This window comes from Amycolatopsis pittospori (genome assembly GCF_013870525.1).
Taxonomy (GTDB): domain Bacteria; phylum Actinomycetota; class Actinomycetes; order Mycobacteriales; family Pseudonocardiaceae; genus Amycolatopsis; species Amycolatopsis pittospori.
Genome location: NZ_JACBXD010000016.1, coordinates 21,910 through 36,660, shown reverse-complemented (window position 1 = coordinate 36,660; position 14,751 = coordinate 21,910). Strand labels below are relative to the sequence as shown.

The following is a 14,751-nucleotide window of genomic DNA, read 5'->3' as shown; positions in this document are numbered from 1 at the left end:
GCGGGACCCGCCGCTCTGTCACTCGCGAGTGGCGAGAAGCGTCTCGATGTCGTCGACGTTGTCCCGGTGGGCCGCGGTCATCAGCAGATGGTGCGCGTGGCCCGGTTCGGTGTCCGGCGGGACGACCAGCAGCGTCAGCCGCCGCCTGCCCGAGGTGCCGATGATCGTCAAGGTGTCGGGGTGCTGCGAGCGGAAACCTTCGAGCCGGACGTTCCCGCTTTCGATCAGCAGCCGCTGAGGAGCGGGCGGCCAGTCCGTGAGGTTGTAGGTGACCCGCTCGATGCTTTCCAGCTGGACGGCCAGTACCACCAGCAGCGACGGCAGCTCGGCGGCGAGATCGCGGGAGGCGGGCCACCAGCCGCCGTCGACGTAGCCGGTGGAGGGTGCTTTGGGCTTCAAACGCAAGCGCGCGACGTGATGCGGCGGCGCGACGTGGTTCGCTTCGATGTGCGGGGTCGTCGTCATGGCGGTGCTCCGTCCCAGGCCACGGAGCGCGACCGGATCGGGCCGAGGACGACGCGGGCTCGACCGCCCACGCGCGAGATGCTCTCGGACACCATCGACCCTACGCCGTCCGGGGCCCTTGTGCTTAGACTGAGGTCTAGCTAAGGGGCCCCACGTGGACCAGCTCACTCTCGGCGTCATTTCCCGTTCGCGCAAAGAAAACGAGCGACGGCTTCCGATCCATCCGCGCCATCTCGAACGGATCGACCCCGAACTCCGCAAGTACATCTACCTCGAACACGGCTACGGCGAGCGATTCGGCATCCCGGACAAGGACCTGGTGCTGCTCGTCGCCGGCCTCCGCTCCCGTGAACAGCTCATCGCCGATTGCGATGTCATCCTCCTGGCGAAACCACTCGCGGACGACCTGGCCGACCTTCGGCCGGGACAGATCCTGTGGGGCTGGCCGCATTGCGTCCAGGACGAGAAGCTCACGCAGCTGGCCATCGACCGGAAGCTCACGCTCGTGGCGTTCGAAGCGATGAACCATTGGCGGGGCGACGGTTCGTTCGGCCTGCACGTCTTCCACAAGAACAACGAGCTGGCCGGGTATTGCTCGGTGTTGCACGCGCTGCAGCTGATCGGCTCGACAGGCGATTACGGCCGCCGTCTCCGTGCGGTCGTCATCGGCTTCGGGGCGACAGCGCGAGGATCGGTGACGGCGCTGAACGCCCACGGGATCCACGACGTGCACGTGCTGACCCACCGCGGTGTCACCGCGGTGGGTTCACCGATCCACTCGGCGAACATCGTGCACCTCGACCACGATCTGAAAGGCCCGGCCGATCTCCGCCGCAGCCACGCGATCACCGACGGAGGTCGCGTGCCGCTGGCGGATTTCCTCGCGGGACACGACATCGTCGTCAACTGCGTGCTGCAGGACACCAAGGCCCCGTTGACGTTCCTCAACGAAGAGGATCTCGCCGCGTTCAGACCGGGCAGCCTCATCGTCGACGTTTCCTGTGACGAGGCAATGGGATTCAGCTGGGCGAAGCCGACGACGTTCACTGACCCGACCTTCGAGATCGGCGGACTCACCTACTACGGCGTCGACCACAGCCCGTCCTATCTCTGGGACTCGGCCACCTGGGAGATCAGCGGCGCTCTGCTGCCGCATTTGAAGGTGATGCTCGCCGGGCCAACCGCTTGGGCCGCCGACGAAACGCTCGACCGGGCCGTCGAGATCAGCGAGGGCACGATCCGGAATCGCGACATCCTTGCGTTCCAGCATCGTTCGCCGGAGTATCCGCACGCGCAGTTGTGAGCGCCGGTCTAGTTGGGCCGGGTCGACTCTTCGAGCCATGCGAGATACTCGGCCGAGCCGCGGACCAGCTCGACAGCGGTCACCTCGGGGTTGTTCCACGGATGGTTCTCGACGATGTGCCAGAAGAACGACGTAACCGGGCCGACGACCTGCGGGGTCTCCGCGAGACGGGCGGCAACCGCCGAGCCCGCGAGTCTCTCGCCGGATTCCCGATGAGGAGTAGCCGTCGTCACGACAAGATGACCGGTCATGGCCACCGGGTAGGGCTCATGAACAGCGCGGTGGGCGCAACATCAATACACCCATTCCCATCCTGAGCCGTTCCAGAAGCCCGGCTCTGACTGTGTGAATTTCGTAGCGCTGGACTCGGGCATGCCGAAGGGCCCGTCGCCGGTCGGTGGCGGGCTCTTCGGTTCCTGCAGTCATGCGGCGGCGCGGTGGAGGGTGTTGCGCCGGGGATGTCGTAACGGGTCCCGATACTGGGGTGGGATGAACTCCGGTAACCCGTCGGAGGCCATCCGGACTTCCCACTCACCATGGTGAATCAGCCGGTGGTGGAAGCCGCAGAGCAACACGAGGTTCCGGAGGTCGGTTCGTCCGCCGTCTGCCCAGTGATGAATATGGTGGGCGTGACAATTCTTCGGCCTGCGATGGCAGCCGGGGAACGCGCAGCCGCCGTCGCGGATGTTCAACGCCCGTCGCTGGCCCGGAGTCACAAACCGTCTGAGCCGCCCCACATCGAGGGGCTCACCAGCGGCGTTGAGCACCACCGGCAACATGAGGCAGTCGCAGGCGGCCATCCGGGCTTCGCGGGCGGTCATCTCCCCGACGAAATCAAGACAGGCTTTCCCGATCCCGGTCTTGAGCTCGTCGAGACCAACGGTCACGTGCACCAAAGTCCGGTAGCCGCTGGTGCCAGGCTGATCCGGACAGGCGATCGCCAAATCCAGCAGCTCGGCCCATGCGTCACCTTGGCGTTCGGCCTTGGTGCGCCAGTCGGCTTGGCCGAACTCATCGACAGGGCGAGGCTTCGCATAAGCCTCAAGCGCGGCCGCGGTCCGGGCACCCAACTCGTCGTCGAGGAGGCCTTTGATCTTCCAAAACCCGTCTTTGCGGCGTTCCACGGTCAGTTCACGACGCGGCTCGGCGGGTTCGGGATCCTTCGGCTCCGCGCCGTCGGGATCCAGCAAGCCCAGCAGCGTGCCCCCGAGTTCGGAGACCTCCCCGGGACCGGCATTCCGAGCGAGGTCGGCGAGTCTCGTGTCGGCGAACCCTCGATCCTCGGCAGGCACCTCGGTCGGAATCTCCTTCAAGATCCCCAAGATCTGCTTGATCCGTTCCTGCCCGATCGCGCCGTCCGCCGCCGCAGCAGCCGTCGCGGGCGCGAACGCCGGAACCTCACGACCATCCAACGCACGCGTGGGATTCAGATCGATCGCCTGATTCACATACGGACGCGCCTCAGTCTGAGACAACCCGGCGACATCGGCGAACCACGCCAACGTCGTCCCATACCCATACAAATCCTTGGAACCCCGAGACTCGATCTCCGCCAAATACCGGCCCAGACCAGCAGAGGCGACCCGCATCAGCTGCAGGAACTGCTGCACGCCGTGAGCAAGCTCAAGCTTGCCTGCGCGCCACAACTCCTGCGGCAACTCGGGAAGTAACGTCGTCTCGGACACACCCCAAGAATACCAAAACCTGTCGAACACGTGTTCGTAATTTTGAGCAACAACGCAAAGATGCATTTACCACTGAAGGATGATTTCGCCACAACCAGCCGACCACGGACAGGCATCCGGCCCGGTTAGCGAGATAAAGCAAGGTGACGGGTTCTCCTGCTCGGCGCGTACGTCAGATGAGAAAGTTCTCATCGAGTCCTCATCGCCGGCTCACTCCCGCCGGGCACAGTGAACGGCATGCGAGCACGAATCCTTCTGCTGGCCGGGGCCGCCGCCGTCGTGGTGGCGGCCGCCGGCACGTTCGCCGTGATCGCGGCCACCGCGGACTCACCGCCCGACCTCGGTCCGGCGGTGGTCGCCCCGGCGGGGCAGGCCGCCATCGGACCCGGTGAGAGCGGGGCGCCGCCCGCTGTCGTCCCGCCCCGGCTGGCCGGGCACGACGACGACCCCGATGATGATCCGGATGACGTCGACGACCAGTTCGAGTTCGACCTCGACGACTGAGCGGGGCCGCCGCCGATGAGTGCGCGTGCCCGGATCCTCGCGTGGGTCCTGCTCGTCGTGCTGCTCGCGCTCGCCGGGTCGCTGCTGGCGACCCGCACCGTGCTGCACAACCAGCTCGACCAGCGGCTCGACAACGAGATCGCGCACGAGGCCGGCAAGCTGCGTGTGTTCCTGGCCTCGCCGGACGCCCGCCCGGCCGGGCAGCCCGCCACCGTCGAGGCGGTCCTCGGCCGTCACCTCGAACGGAACCTGCCGGAGAAGTACGAGACGTTCTTCTCGATCATCGACGGCGCCGCGTCTCGCCGAAGCGCCATCGAGCCGCCGGTCCGGCTCGACACCGACCCGAAGTTCGTCGCCGAACTCGGGCGCGCCACGAGCCCGGCGTACGGCACGGTCACCACCGCCGTCGGATCCGCCCGCTACGGCGTCGTCCCGGTGACCATCGAAGGTTCTCCGGGGCGCGGGGCCCTCGTGATCGTCGAGTTCGTCGACCACGCGGCGGGCGAGATCAACGACGTCATCGGCGTCATGGCCGCGATGTCCGGGGCCGCGCTGGTCCTGGCCGGGCTGATCGGCTGGCTGGTCGCCGGCCGCATCCTCGCCCCGGTCCGCGAAGTGCGGCTCGCGGCCGACCAAATAGGCGAAACCGACCTTTCGCGCCGCATCGAGGTCCGCGGCTCGGACGACGTCGCCGCGCTCGGCCGTACCTTCAACACGATGTTGGACAGGCTCGAAAGCGCCTTCGCCGGGCAGCGCGACTTCATCGACGACGCCGGGCACGAACTGCGAACCCCGATCACCATCGTCCGCGGCCATCTCGAGTTGATGGGCGACGATCCCGAGGAGAACGCGGCCACCCGGCACCTCGTCCTCGACGAACTCGGCCGGATGCAGAGGATCGTGGACGATCTGCTGGTGCTCGCGAAATCCGGCAGCCCCGACTTCGTCTCGCCCGGCGACGTCGATCTCGCCGACCTCACCGTCGAAACGCTCGCCAAGTCCAGGCCGCTGGCCGAACGTACGTGGCGGCTCGACGCCGTCGCGGAGGTGGTCGTTCGCGCGGACGGGCAGCGGCTCACGCAGGCGTTGCTGCAACTGGTCTCCAACGCCGTCCGGCACACGTCGCCCGGTCAGGAGATCGCGCTCGGTTCGGCGGTCACCGGAGGCTCGGCGCGGCTCTGGGTCCGCGACACCGGGGAAGGCGTCCCGTCCGATTCGCGAAGCCGGATCTTCGAACGGTTCAAACGCGGCAGCAATTCCAGCGGTGACGACGGCGCCGGGCTCGGCCTGCCGATCGTCGCCGCGATCGCCGAAGCGCACGGAGGCCGTGTCCTCCTCGACACCGTGCCCGGCGAGGGCGCGACGTTCACCATCGAAATCCCCGTCGAAGCAGGTGAAGACCGGTGACCAGTGTGCTGGTGGTGGAGGATTCCGCCCGGATCGGCGCGTTCGTCGAGAAAGGCCTGCGGGCGCAAGGTTTCGCGACCCGCTGGGTCAAGACCGGCTCCGAAGGGCTCACCGAGGCGTTGACGGGCGCGCACGATCTGGTCGTCCTCGATCTCGGACTGCCGGACCTCGATGGCTCGGATCTGCTGCGCGCTCTGCGGGCCGCGGGCCGGACCGTGCCGGTGATCATCCTGACCGCGCGGGACAGCGTCGTGGACCGGGTGGCCGGATTGTCCGGCGGCGCGGACGACTATCTCGCCAAACCGTTCGCGTTCGAGGAACTGCTCGCCCGGATCCGGTTGCGGCTGCGGGGAAACCCGGAATCCGAACCGGCCGTGCTCCGGGCAGGTGACCTTTCGCTCGACCTCCGTACCCGGAAGGTCTCGGTGGCGGGGGAGGAGAAGGACCTCACCGCGCGCGAGTTCGCGCTGCTGGAAACGTTGCTGCGCAACAGGGGACAGGTGCTGTCTCGTGAGCAGTTGCTCGGCGGTGTCTGGGGATTCGACTTCGATCCCGGGTCGAACGTGGTCGACGTCTACATCCGCTATCTGCGCGGGAAGATCGGGACGGAGCGGATCGAAACCGTGCGAGGGATGGGTTACCGGCTCGGTGAGTCCGGATGAGACGGTTCTCATCCGGCTCTCACGACAGTCTCTTTCCGAGACTGCACAGTGGTTTCCATGACCACGACACTTCTTCACCTCGCCGTCGACCTCGTCGTCGCCGTCATCCTCGCCTACGGGATCTATGCCCGCCGCCATCACCGCGGTGACCTCGCCTGCGCGTACCTCGCGCTGAACGTCGGCGTCTGCGTCTCGGTGGCGGTGCTGCTGTCCGTGTCGACGGCGAGCGCGCTCGGACTCGGCCTGTTCGGTGTGCTGTCGATCATCCGGTTGCGTTCGGATTCGATCAGCCAGCAGGAGGTCGCGTACTACTTCGTCGCGCTGGTCCTGGGCCTGGTGAACGGATTGCCGTCCGTGGACTGGCGGATCGTCGCCGTGTTCAACGTCCTGTTGCTCGCCGTGATGTACATCGCCGACCACCCGTCGCGTACTCGCGGACCGCAGCGGCGGACGGTCGTCCTCGACACCGTCTACCCCGACGAGCACACCATGCTCGTGGAACTGCAGGCACGGCTCGGCGGAACCGTCGTGCGGCACAGTGTGTCCGAAGTGGACTATGTCCGCGAGGTCACCGTCGTGGACGTCCGGTTCCGGCCGGGCCCGGCGCCGGTCGTCCACGGCGTGCCGGCGGGGCACCGATGAGCGCGCGCGGGACGGCCACCGTCGCGGCCGTGGCCCGGCGGCTTCCGTCGCTGTCGCTGGCCGAAGTCGTCGCCACGAGTGGCCTGATGAGCCGGACGGATCGCAAGTACGTCCTTCGGCTCAACGATTTCCTCGCCGTCACCCAGGCGCTGGAGGCTTCGTTGGTCTGCCTGGAGATCGGCGGGCAGCGGGTGTTCGGCTACTCGTCGACCTATTTCGACACACCGGATCTGGCGATCTTCCGGGCGCACCGCCAAGATCGGCGGCGCCGGTTCAAGATCCGCACGCGGACCTACACCGATTCGGCCGACACCTATTGCGAACTCAAGGTCAGCGGCCGCCGGGACGAGACGGTGAAGGTGCGCCGCCCGCACCCCGCCGAGTCCGCGCACGGCCTGACCGCGCCGTCGCTGACGTTCCTCGACGACGCCCTCACCGCCGCCTACGGCCGCCCCGCGCCCCGGCCGCTGACCCCTGCGCTCGTCACCGACTACCGGCGGACCACCCTCGTCACCGCCGACCGCCGGACCCGGATCACCTGCGATACATCGCTGGTCTGGCGATCCGGATCCAGGAGTCTCGCCGCCGGGGGCGACCTGGTGCTGCTGGAGGTGAAGTCGGCGACCGAACGCAACAGCGTCACCGAGGCGCTGGCGAAACTGCGGATCCACGAGCAGTCGGTGAGCAAGTACTGCGCGGGCCTCGTCGCGCTGGGGCTGGCGACCGGCGGGAACCGGTGGCGTCCGGCTCTGCGACGTCTCGGCGTGGCGTAACGAACGTGTCGCGGCCACCGACCCAAGCTGTCGGGCCATCGGGCCCCGGCGAGGGAGGGTGAGGATGAAGACCAGGGAAAAGGTCGCGCTCGCGGCGGGCGGACTGGCGGTCGCCGCGGCCGCGGGCACGGTGTTCGCCGGGACGTCCGGCGCCGTCGGCCCGTCGCCCGCGCCGAGCGTGCAGGCCGCGGAGACGTCGTGCGTGACCGATGGCGCCGGGATGTGCACGGTGCAGCACGCGCTGGGCGCCGTTCCGGCCGTGGTCGTCGTATCGGCGAACACGCCCGGGCAGTTCAACGCGTACATGCTGAACACGGTGCAGGGGTCGTACACGGCGACGACGTTCCAGGTGCGGGCGATGTTCAACCAGACCACGCCGAAGGCAGGCGGGGCGATCTGGTTCAGCTACGCGGCCTATGGCGGCGCGGTGTCGCCACCGACGACGCCGACCGCAACGACCCCGAAGCCGACCCCGAAGCCGACCACGCCGCTACCTACAACAACGCCTACGCCGACTCCAACGCCGAGTGATCCGCCCAGTTCTCTTCCAGGCGGTGGTTCGACCACGGGCGGCTGACCGTCCACAAGGGACGGACAATCCGTTACCGGGGCCGCGGCGACGGCCGGTCGTCCAGTTCGTCGGTGAAGATCGTGTCGATCCGCAGACTGGCCCGCCGCAGTACCCGGACGCTCGCCCTCAGTAACAAAGCGCCGCCGAGGGCGCCCACGACACCGAGCCCGATGGCGACCGAATTCGCCACGAGCGCCTCCCTGTACTGATGGGCGAGATACCCCAGGCCCATTCCGATGGTCAGCGTGTCCCCGAGTGCGAGCCACCACGTTCGCCGCACTCGTGGTGCGACCGGCAAGACCGGCATGGATTTCACCGTCCCGCCCGCGCTCGGCGTTGGTCCTTGCAACCTAGACGAGTCGGCGTCGACCCGTGGCGGAAACCAGCTGTTTGGCCTAGGCCGTGTCCTGCAAGTCCTGGACGCGAAGCCCGTCGAACAGACTTACAGGACACGGCCTAGACGATCGCGGCAGGTGAGCGCTGTGATAACTTGGAGCGAACTGGGACTTCTGTGCGTTAGCAAACCCGATGTCGGGGGTTCCGGTACACCCTTGGGGCCGGTAGCTCAGTTGGTTAGAGCAGGGGACTCATAATCCCTTGGCCGTCGGTTCGAGCCCGACCCGGCCCACAACATCGACATCGCCACCGACCTGCAGAAATGTTGGTCCTTCGGCGGCATTTTCGCCTCGGCGTTGATCGCGACTGGGCTCCGTTATGTCTCCGTTTGCTCCAGTGTGCTCATAGGTGGAGGAGTGCTCTGCAGAGCTGGTTGGTGGCGTAGCAGCGTTTCTGCTTCCTCGCCACAACCGCTGCGGTGGGGACCTGCGGTAGTGGACGCGTGCGTTGCTTGTCGATACCTGCTCACGAAGTGGTCAGCTCTGGATTGACGTCATTGCCGGAGACTCGTCTGACGCCTTCGCCTGCGACTGTGGGTAGTCGGCTTCGGCGGTGCGTGTCGTCTTGCGCGAATCTCTCAGTCACTTAAATGACAGCTTTCCGATCTGCGAGAACAGCATTCGTGACCCCCTCACTGCCAGTCAGGTCCGGCCAGGGCGCTGACCTGCGGTTATCGAGAACCCGCTGGTCGGCTGGAGCAGTTGTGGTCTGATCGATGCGGTTCGACGCAGTTGTGTGCTGTTGTAACCGACGGTGTGCTCCAGGACTGCTCCAGGAAAATTGGTGTGAGAGTCGGGCTGCCAGTGGCAGCCGTGGGTGATTGCCTTCGTCGTGGACTCAATATTTGGCCTCTTGTGGTTGCCGCTTTCGGAGTCGACGAGTCACTGCTTGCATTTGTTCAGCTTGCCTGTGCCTGCCGTTGTCGACAACGTCCGCTCATGCCGATGAGCGCGCTCATGTCGCCGACGTACGTGACGACCGTCGGTGGGACGATTTGACGATCCTGACTCGGCGACAACGGTGGCAGCAGGTTCACGATCCTGGCCCGGGCCCCGCTGGAACGGCTGCGATACCACGGCGGGTCGGCGAATTCCTGTTCGCGGACGGGGCGATCACACGGTGCGAACTGCTGGGACGACGACGGTGGCTCGCAGGACTTGACTGACAGCGCCGCGAGTTCGGGAGTTTGCCATCAGGGTCAGAGTAAGGCCGTCTGTCGCGGTGGCCAGTCGGTCCGCCGGATCTCGTACTCGACTTCGCCGTGCTCGGAGCCGGGCACTGGCTCGTCGTAGTCCTCGTGGAAGCTGCGCACATAGTGCATACCCAGCGTCTCTAGCGTGGCCCGAGAGGGTCGGTTCACCGCCATCGTCTGCGCGAAGATCCGGGTGAGTTTGAGATCGTCGAACCCGTGCCGGAGGAGTTCCCGCGCACCCTCGCTCGCATAACGCTGCCGCCACCATCGCCGCTGCAACCGGAATCCCAGGTCAGCTTCACCCGGGGTGAAGGTCTGACTCGGGCCGTGCGGCGGTTGCAGCATCCACAAACCCGCGAACTCCCGCTGAGGCCCGCAAACAGTGAACCCTACCCACAGGCCCAGCCCATCCACGCGCGTGCCGCGCTTCATTCGCTCGGCGTGGGCGGCCACCGCCTCGTCGCGCGTTCGCGCCCGTGGAGCAAGGTAGCGCAACACCAGCGGGTCGGCGTCAATCTCCACTTCGAGGTCGATGTGCTCATCCGAAAGCGGAACAAGCTCAAGGCGGTCGGTGTGCAATGTTGCCTGGGGCACGGGCTCTCCTGCCGGCTGAGACGAGAACGATCGCACGCTAGCTGTCCCGGCGGGTTCGTGTCCGCCGATTTTCGCCCCACGTTGGCTGGTTCGTCTGTGGATGAACCGCGGGCGTGTCCTGTTTTGCAAATGACCGCATGGGTTCCGACCTCGGTCCCACCTGGGTTGAGGCCGAGCGGTGCCGTCGTCGTACGACGTCCGCTCATGCTGCATACCGGTCGTTTCAGAAGCGCGGCAGCCCAACGAATCGTCCAATAACCCGTTCCACTCCGGCACTGCTGTTGCAGGGTCCCACGGCTGGCGCTTCAGCCTTGGCAGATGACAGATCGAAGCCACTCCAGACGGACGGGCCGCTCGTTACGGGCTATGGCTGCTTCTGTCGGTAGCCACGCTCCGTAACCGGGCGCACGGCCAGGTAGCTCTCCGCTAACCCGCCGTCGGCGGGGAGTTCAAACTCGCCACCAACACACGACACGCCGCCAGGTTTCGTGCCAGGCATCACCTGTCGTTCATGCCATCCATCACCTGTACTCGGCCGCGGGCTTAACCGAAATGATCGAGCGTTTCGATCTGAGCGACTGGGAGTTGGGCGTTCGAGATCCCGAGAGTGTTGCGTACTCGGGCTTTGACGTCACCGCTGCCCGGCGAGCTGGCCTTGGTGCGGAGGTCAATGTAGACCTTGATCATCTGTTGCCGGAGTGGTTGACGTGGCAACTGCTTCGAGCTTACGCCTCAAGCGCTGCGGGTTTCGTGCCCTACGTTGTCTCCGATTGGGCTCCGTTGCCCACACAGAGCCCGATACAGGCCGACACACAGCGGCACTCGGTCAGGGCTCAAACTGGTGCTGACCTGCACAGATCGGCAGAATTTAGCATCCGACGACACTGGCTGACATGCCCGAACTGCGGTCTCATAATCCCTTGGCCGTCGGTTCGAGCCCAACCCGGCCCACAACATCGACATCGCTTCCGACCTGCAGGGATTTGGTCCTTCGGCGGCCATTTCGCCTTGGTGTCAATCACGGCTGGGCTCCGTTCGCTCCGGTGTGAGCCTTTCTGCTTCCTGGTCATGACCGCCTCAGGTGGGGACTTCAGCAGGCCCGGAGTTCTTCGCTTCCACAGCTGGACAAGCTGGGTGTGGTTGCAGGCCGGCTGGGCGTGATCCGTGTTCTCGAGCAGAAGGCCAGTGACAACCACGGTTTCGCGTTGCGGACCAGATTCGTTCTTGGGAAACGCCCCGCTACGGTTTTTCGTTGATCGGCGATCCGACTGGCCGATCGCGCCTGCCGGGACGATCGCACATCGAGGTCAGCTTCGAGCCGGAACAGCGATCTCCTCTGCGAAGGCACGCGCCCGGCCGCTGTCCTCCGCATGCCAAACCACGCCGAGCACCGATTCGGGCAGCCCGGTGAGCGGCACGAAGACGACCGAATCCCGCCGTCCTTGGTGTTCGGCTGTCGAGCGGCACAGCACCATGCCGCCCTGGCCCGCCGCGGCGAGACCCATGCCTTCCTGCAGTGTGGCGACGGTCGGGCCGCGCGGTATCCGGCGGCCCCCGGGGGTGATTTCGGGGGCTTGGGTGTGGCGCCAGTAGTCCGGGGCCGGACCGTGGATCCCGATCAGAGGACATTCCGCCAGTTCCTCGACGGTGACGGACTCCCTGCGGGCGAACCGATGCCGAGGCGAGATGGCGAGCATCTGCGGCTGACGAGAGAAAACCGGGCCGAGCACGAGATCCGGTTCCTCCACCGGAAGCAGCACCACCGCGGCGTCGATCTCTCGACGGCGGAGCGAGCCGAACGGATCGGCCAGTGGGATTTCGGTGAGCTCCACCGCGCAGTCCGGGTGGTGCTTCTCAAATCCGCCGATCGCGTTCGCGAGGTGGTCGTCGATGATGCCCTGAAAGCCGATTCGCAGCACACCGCCGATCCCTCGCGCGGTGTCGCGCGTGTGATCCACGGCGGCCCGCAGCGCCTCATAGGCCGGACGCAGTTCGGCGAGGAACTTCTCTCCTAACGGAGTCAGTTCCACCCGGCGGCTCGTGCGCTCGACCAGCGTCGCGCCGATCCGTCCCTCCAATGAGCGGAGCAGCTGACTGACCCGGCTCTGAGAGACGTACAGGCGTTCGCCTGCCCGGCCGAAGTGCAGCTCCTCGGCGAGCACCAGGAACGCCTCCAGCTCACGGATCTCCAGGCCGCTCATCGGTCCTCTCCCTCCGTGGATCCAGTAGTCCCGCTCATAGAAGGATGAGACATCGGCCATTGTTCCCGGCAGCGGGCGACGGTTGCCTTGAACACGTGACGACAAGGGAAACCGAACAGAGGAAGAATGGCTGGCCGGCGGTGAGCTCGCTCGCCGGGGCGACCTTCACCGTGGTCACCTCGGAAATGCTGCCGGTGGGTTTGCTGACCCCCATCAGCCGCGACTTGCAGGTCACCGAGGGTATGGCGGGTCTGACGCTCACGGTGACCGGTCTGGTCGCGGCCGTCTCCGCGCCCCTGCTGATCCCGGCGCTCGGGAATCTCGACCGGCGGGCCGTGCTGTGCGCGTTGATGGCCCTGCTGGCGGTGGGGAATCTCCTGGCAGCGTGGTCTCCCGGCTTCGGCGTCATGCTGGTCGCCCGAGTCCTCGTCGGGATCGGTATGGGCGGAGTGTGGGCGATCGCCGCGAGCCTGGCCGTGCGGCTGGTTCCACCGCGGTCGGTCGGATCCGCGACTTCGCTGATCTTCAGCGGAATCGCCGTGGCGTCCGTGCTGGGTGTACCGGCAGGCACCTATCTCGGTGAACTGGTCGGCTGGCGGATGGCCTTCGTAGGTGCCGGCGGCCTTTCACTGGTGGTAGCGGCCGCGCTGGTGATGTCCCTGCCGTCGTTGCCGACGGAAGGGGCCGTTCGCCTGGGCGCGATGCTGCGGCTCGCGGGTGTGCCGCGGGTGCGCCTCGGGCTGATCGTGGTGGCGCTGATCGTCATCGGGCATTTCACCGCGTACACCTATGTCCGGCCGGTACTGGAAAAGGTGTCCGGGGTCAGCGCGGGGCAGATCGGAACGCTCCTCCTGGTCTACGGGCTCTTCGGGGTCGCGGGCAATTTCGCCTCGGGCGCCGGAGCCGCGCGATCACCACGGGTGACCTTGCTGGTGCTCGGCGGGACTTTGTCGGCGACGATGGCGCTGGTTCCGCTCCTGGGGCAGACCACACTGACGGCCGTGGCGCTCTTGGTGGTCTGGGGCCTGGCGTACGGCGGTGTCTCGGTGGCAGCGCAAGCATGGATGCTGGTGGCCGCCCCGGAGGCTCGTGAAGCGACGTCGGGTCTGTTCGCCGGAGTGTTCAACGCGGGGATCGCGGCGGGAGCGTTGGTCGGCGGGCTGGCCACGGACGCAGCCGGGACCACCGCGGTGATGTGGCTCGGTGCGGTATTCGCGGCCGGGGCGGTGCTGGTTCTCGCCACCGCCGGTGTCCGGGTACGCCCAGCTTGAGTTCTACCGTCTGAGTGGTCGGTGTGAGCCGGTGGTCGCTCGGCATCCCTCACCTGGCCTGTTCGCGTCACTGTCTGCGCCCTCGTCGCGGAGAGCTGGGTTCGAACCGCCGCTGGAGGTATGCGTGTGAAAGACGACGTGCCTGACTGTAGAGCCACTCGCCGGCCACACACGTCTCCGCGAACCCGATTGCTCGCCCATTGCCAGACCTGGCGTGTCCATACCCTGTGGTATCCAGGTCTGATCGCCGTGGCCGGGCACGGGAGTGTCGCGGGCGGGAGGCTCTTCCTAGCTTGGGCCGGTGTCACCGCCGCCTGGCCGGCGACCCACTACCTCGGCGACTTTCTCGACCGGGGCTCGGCGACGCACGCGCGATGTTCGAAGAGTTCCTCGCCAAGCACCTCACCGCCGAGGCAGGAGACCGAGACCGGCGGATCTCGGACTGGCTCCGCTGAGCTACTCGCCGCAGCCGTTCTCCTTGGTGAGGGAAGCTCCCCCGAAATCACCATGCGAGCGTGGAGCAGCCTTGTCGTATCGGTGTTCTGACACGGTACGGCGGGACAACCCGGACGTGATTCTCAACGATGGTGGAGTGTTGATGATCAGAAGTCTCTTGTCGTTCTTTGGCCGCCTTCGCGACATCACCTTGCCGTCCCTTGTGGATGCGCTCGTTCAGAAGCGCGGGAGAGCCAGCAGGTTGTCCTTCCAGATCCCGTCCGCCCGCGTGCGGAGGAATTTCGGGCCGAAGGTCGGTTTGATGATCTCCACGGCCACCCGGTGGATTCCCTCGTCCACGTAGGCCTTCCCGTCGTCGTCCTCGATCCAGGCCACGATCGCCGAAACGAAGCTCTCGCCGGTTTCGCCGCTGCCCGGGTTGATCCAGCGCAGTTTCGTGATGCTTTCGTGGAACTTCCCACCTTCGAGCCGCGCTGCGATGATCTTGATGGCCATGGTGTTACCTCTTCGGCTGGATGCCCTCGAAGCGAACAGGGGTAATGCTGTACTCGCCACCTGTACGCACCCTGTTACGCCGCTTGGGCGCCGTGCTTCGAACGTTACGAGTTCGAGCGCGGCTCGTCCGTTCT

Annotated in this window: 15 protein-coding genes and 1 tRNA gene; 9 read left to right on the top strand and 7 right to left on the bottom strand. The window is 66.4% G+C overall.

Translation table 11 applies throughout. The features are described 5' to 3' along the window. Positions 1-18: 18 nt before the first annotated feature. Positions 19-465 carry a DUF5994 family protein gene (locus H5J31_RS11770; protein WP_181772551.1) on the bottom strand — a complete coding sequence of 149 codons (447 nt, stop codon included), beginning with the start codon at positions 463-465 and terminating at the stop codon, positions 19-21. A gap of 154 nt (positions 466-619) precedes the next feature. On the opposite strand from H5J31_RS11770, the gene H5J31_RS11765 reads away from it, so the two are divergent. Further along, positions 620-1,768, top strand: a complete 1,149-nt coding sequence (locus H5J31_RS11765; RefSeq protein WP_181772550.1) for a N(5)-(carboxyethyl)ornithine synthase — start codon at positions 620-622, stop codon at positions 1,766-1,768. A gap of 8 nt (positions 1,769-1,776) precedes the next feature. On the opposite strand, the gene cutA is transcribed toward H5J31_RS11765, so the two are convergent. Together cutA and H5J31_RS11755 are read right to left on the bottom strand one after the other, a co-directional pair. Continuing rightward, on the bottom strand, positions 1,777-2,019 hold the full coding sequence (gene cutA / locus H5J31_RS11760) for a divalent cation tolerance protein CutA (RefSeq protein WP_181772549.1): 243 nt from the start codon (positions 2,017-2,019) through the stop codon (positions 1,777-1,779). Positions 2,020-2,190: 171 nt separating this feature from the next. Beyond that, positions 2,191-3,453 carry an HNH endonuclease signature motif containing protein gene (locus tag H5J31_RS11755; protein WP_181772548.1) on the bottom strand — a complete coding sequence of 421 codons (1,263 nt, stop codon included), beginning with the start codon at positions 3,451-3,453 and terminating at the stop codon, positions 2,191-2,193. A gap of 237 nt (positions 3,454-3,690) precedes the next feature. Here H5J31_RS11755 and H5J31_RS11750 point away from each other — a divergent pair, with 237 nt between their 5' ends. The 6 genes from H5J31_RS11750 (at position 3,691) to H5J31_RS11725 (ending at position 8,018) form a co-directional block, all read left to right on the top strand. Then, positions 3,691-3,957 (top strand): hypothetical protein, encoded by a 267-nt coding sequence (locus H5J31_RS11750; protein WP_181772547.1) that lies wholly within the window; start codon positions 3,691-3,693, stop codon positions 3,955-3,957. Positions 3,958-3,972: 15 nt separating this feature from the next. Continuing rightward, positions 3,973-5,364 (top strand): sensor histidine kinase, encoded by a 1,392-nt coding sequence (locus tag H5J31_RS11745; protein WP_181772546.1) that lies wholly within the window; start codon positions 3,973-3,975, stop codon positions 5,362-5,364. Beyond that, the gene (locus H5J31_RS11740) at positions 5,361-6,026 is read left to right on the top strand and encodes a response regulator transcription factor (protein WP_181772545.1); all 666 of its coding nucleotides are present in this window, start codon (positions 5,361-5,363) and stop codon (positions 6,024-6,026) included. Before H5J31_RS11745 ends, H5J31_RS11740 begins: the two co-directional genes overlap by 4 nt. Positions 6,027-6,083: 57 nt before the next feature. After that, positions 6,084-6,668 carry a DUF4956 domain-containing protein gene (locus H5J31_RS11735; RefSeq protein ID WP_181772544.1) on the top strand — a complete coding sequence of 195 codons (585 nt, stop codon included), beginning with the start codon at positions 6,084-6,086 and terminating at the stop codon, positions 6,666-6,668. Beyond that, positions 6,665-7,441 (top strand): polyphosphate polymerase domain-containing protein, encoded by a 777-nt coding sequence (locus tag H5J31_RS11730; RefSeq protein ID WP_181772543.1) that lies wholly within the window; start codon positions 6,665-6,667, stop codon positions 7,439-7,441. The genes H5J31_RS11735 and H5J31_RS11730 overlap by 4 nt, the downstream gene beginning before the upstream one ends. 64 nt (positions 7,442-7,505) lie before the next feature. Next, entirely contained in the window at positions 7,506-8,018 is a 513-nt protein-coding gene (locus H5J31_RS11725) for a hypothetical protein (protein ID WP_181772542.1), read from the top strand. A 25-nt stretch (positions 8,019-8,043) separates the two neighbouring features. Here the strand turns inward: H5J31_RS11725 and H5J31_RS11720 are convergent, their stop codons facing one another. Further along, on the bottom strand, positions 8,044-8,319 hold the full coding sequence (locus H5J31_RS11720; protein ID WP_181772644.1) for a hypothetical protein: 276 nt from the start codon (positions 8,317-8,319) through the stop codon (positions 8,044-8,046). A 247-nt stretch (positions 8,320-8,566) separates the two neighbouring features. On the opposite strand from H5J31_RS11720, the gene H5J31_RS11715 reads away from it, so the two are divergent. Next, a tRNA-Ile gene (locus tag H5J31_RS11715) sits at positions 8,567-8,640 on the top strand. Positions 8,641-9,606: 966 nt separating this feature from the next. Here H5J31_RS11715 and H5J31_RS11710 read toward each other — a convergent pair. Together H5J31_RS11710 and H5J31_RS11705 are read right to left on the bottom strand one after the other, a co-directional pair. Continuing rightward, positions 9,607-10,194, bottom strand: a complete 588-nt coding sequence (locus H5J31_RS11710; RefSeq protein WP_328701457.1) for a GNAT family N-acetyltransferase — start codon at positions 10,192-10,194, stop codon at positions 9,607-9,609. A 1,307-nt stretch (positions 10,195-11,501) separates the two neighbouring features. Continuing rightward, complete coding sequence (locus H5J31_RS11705) at positions 11,502-12,395, bottom strand: LysR family transcriptional regulator (protein WP_181772541.1); 894 nt, start codon at positions 12,393-12,395, stop codon at positions 11,502-11,504. A 95-nt stretch (positions 12,396-12,490) separates the two neighbouring features. Between H5J31_RS11705 and H5J31_RS11700 the strand changes: the two genes are divergently transcribed. Beyond that, positions 12,491-13,666, top strand: coding sequence for an MFS transporter (locus H5J31_RS11700; protein WP_181772540.1), 1,176 nt, complete (start codon positions 12,491-12,493; stop codon positions 13,664-13,666). Between the two features lie 672 nt (positions 13,667-14,338). Here the strand turns inward: H5J31_RS11700 and H5J31_RS11695 are convergent. Further along, positions 14,339-14,617 (bottom strand): DUF3892 domain-containing protein, encoded by a 279-nt coding sequence (locus tag H5J31_RS11695; protein WP_181772539.1) that lies wholly within the window; start codon positions 14,615-14,617, stop codon positions 14,339-14,341. Between the last annotated feature and the right edge of the window lie 134 nt (positions 14,618-14,751).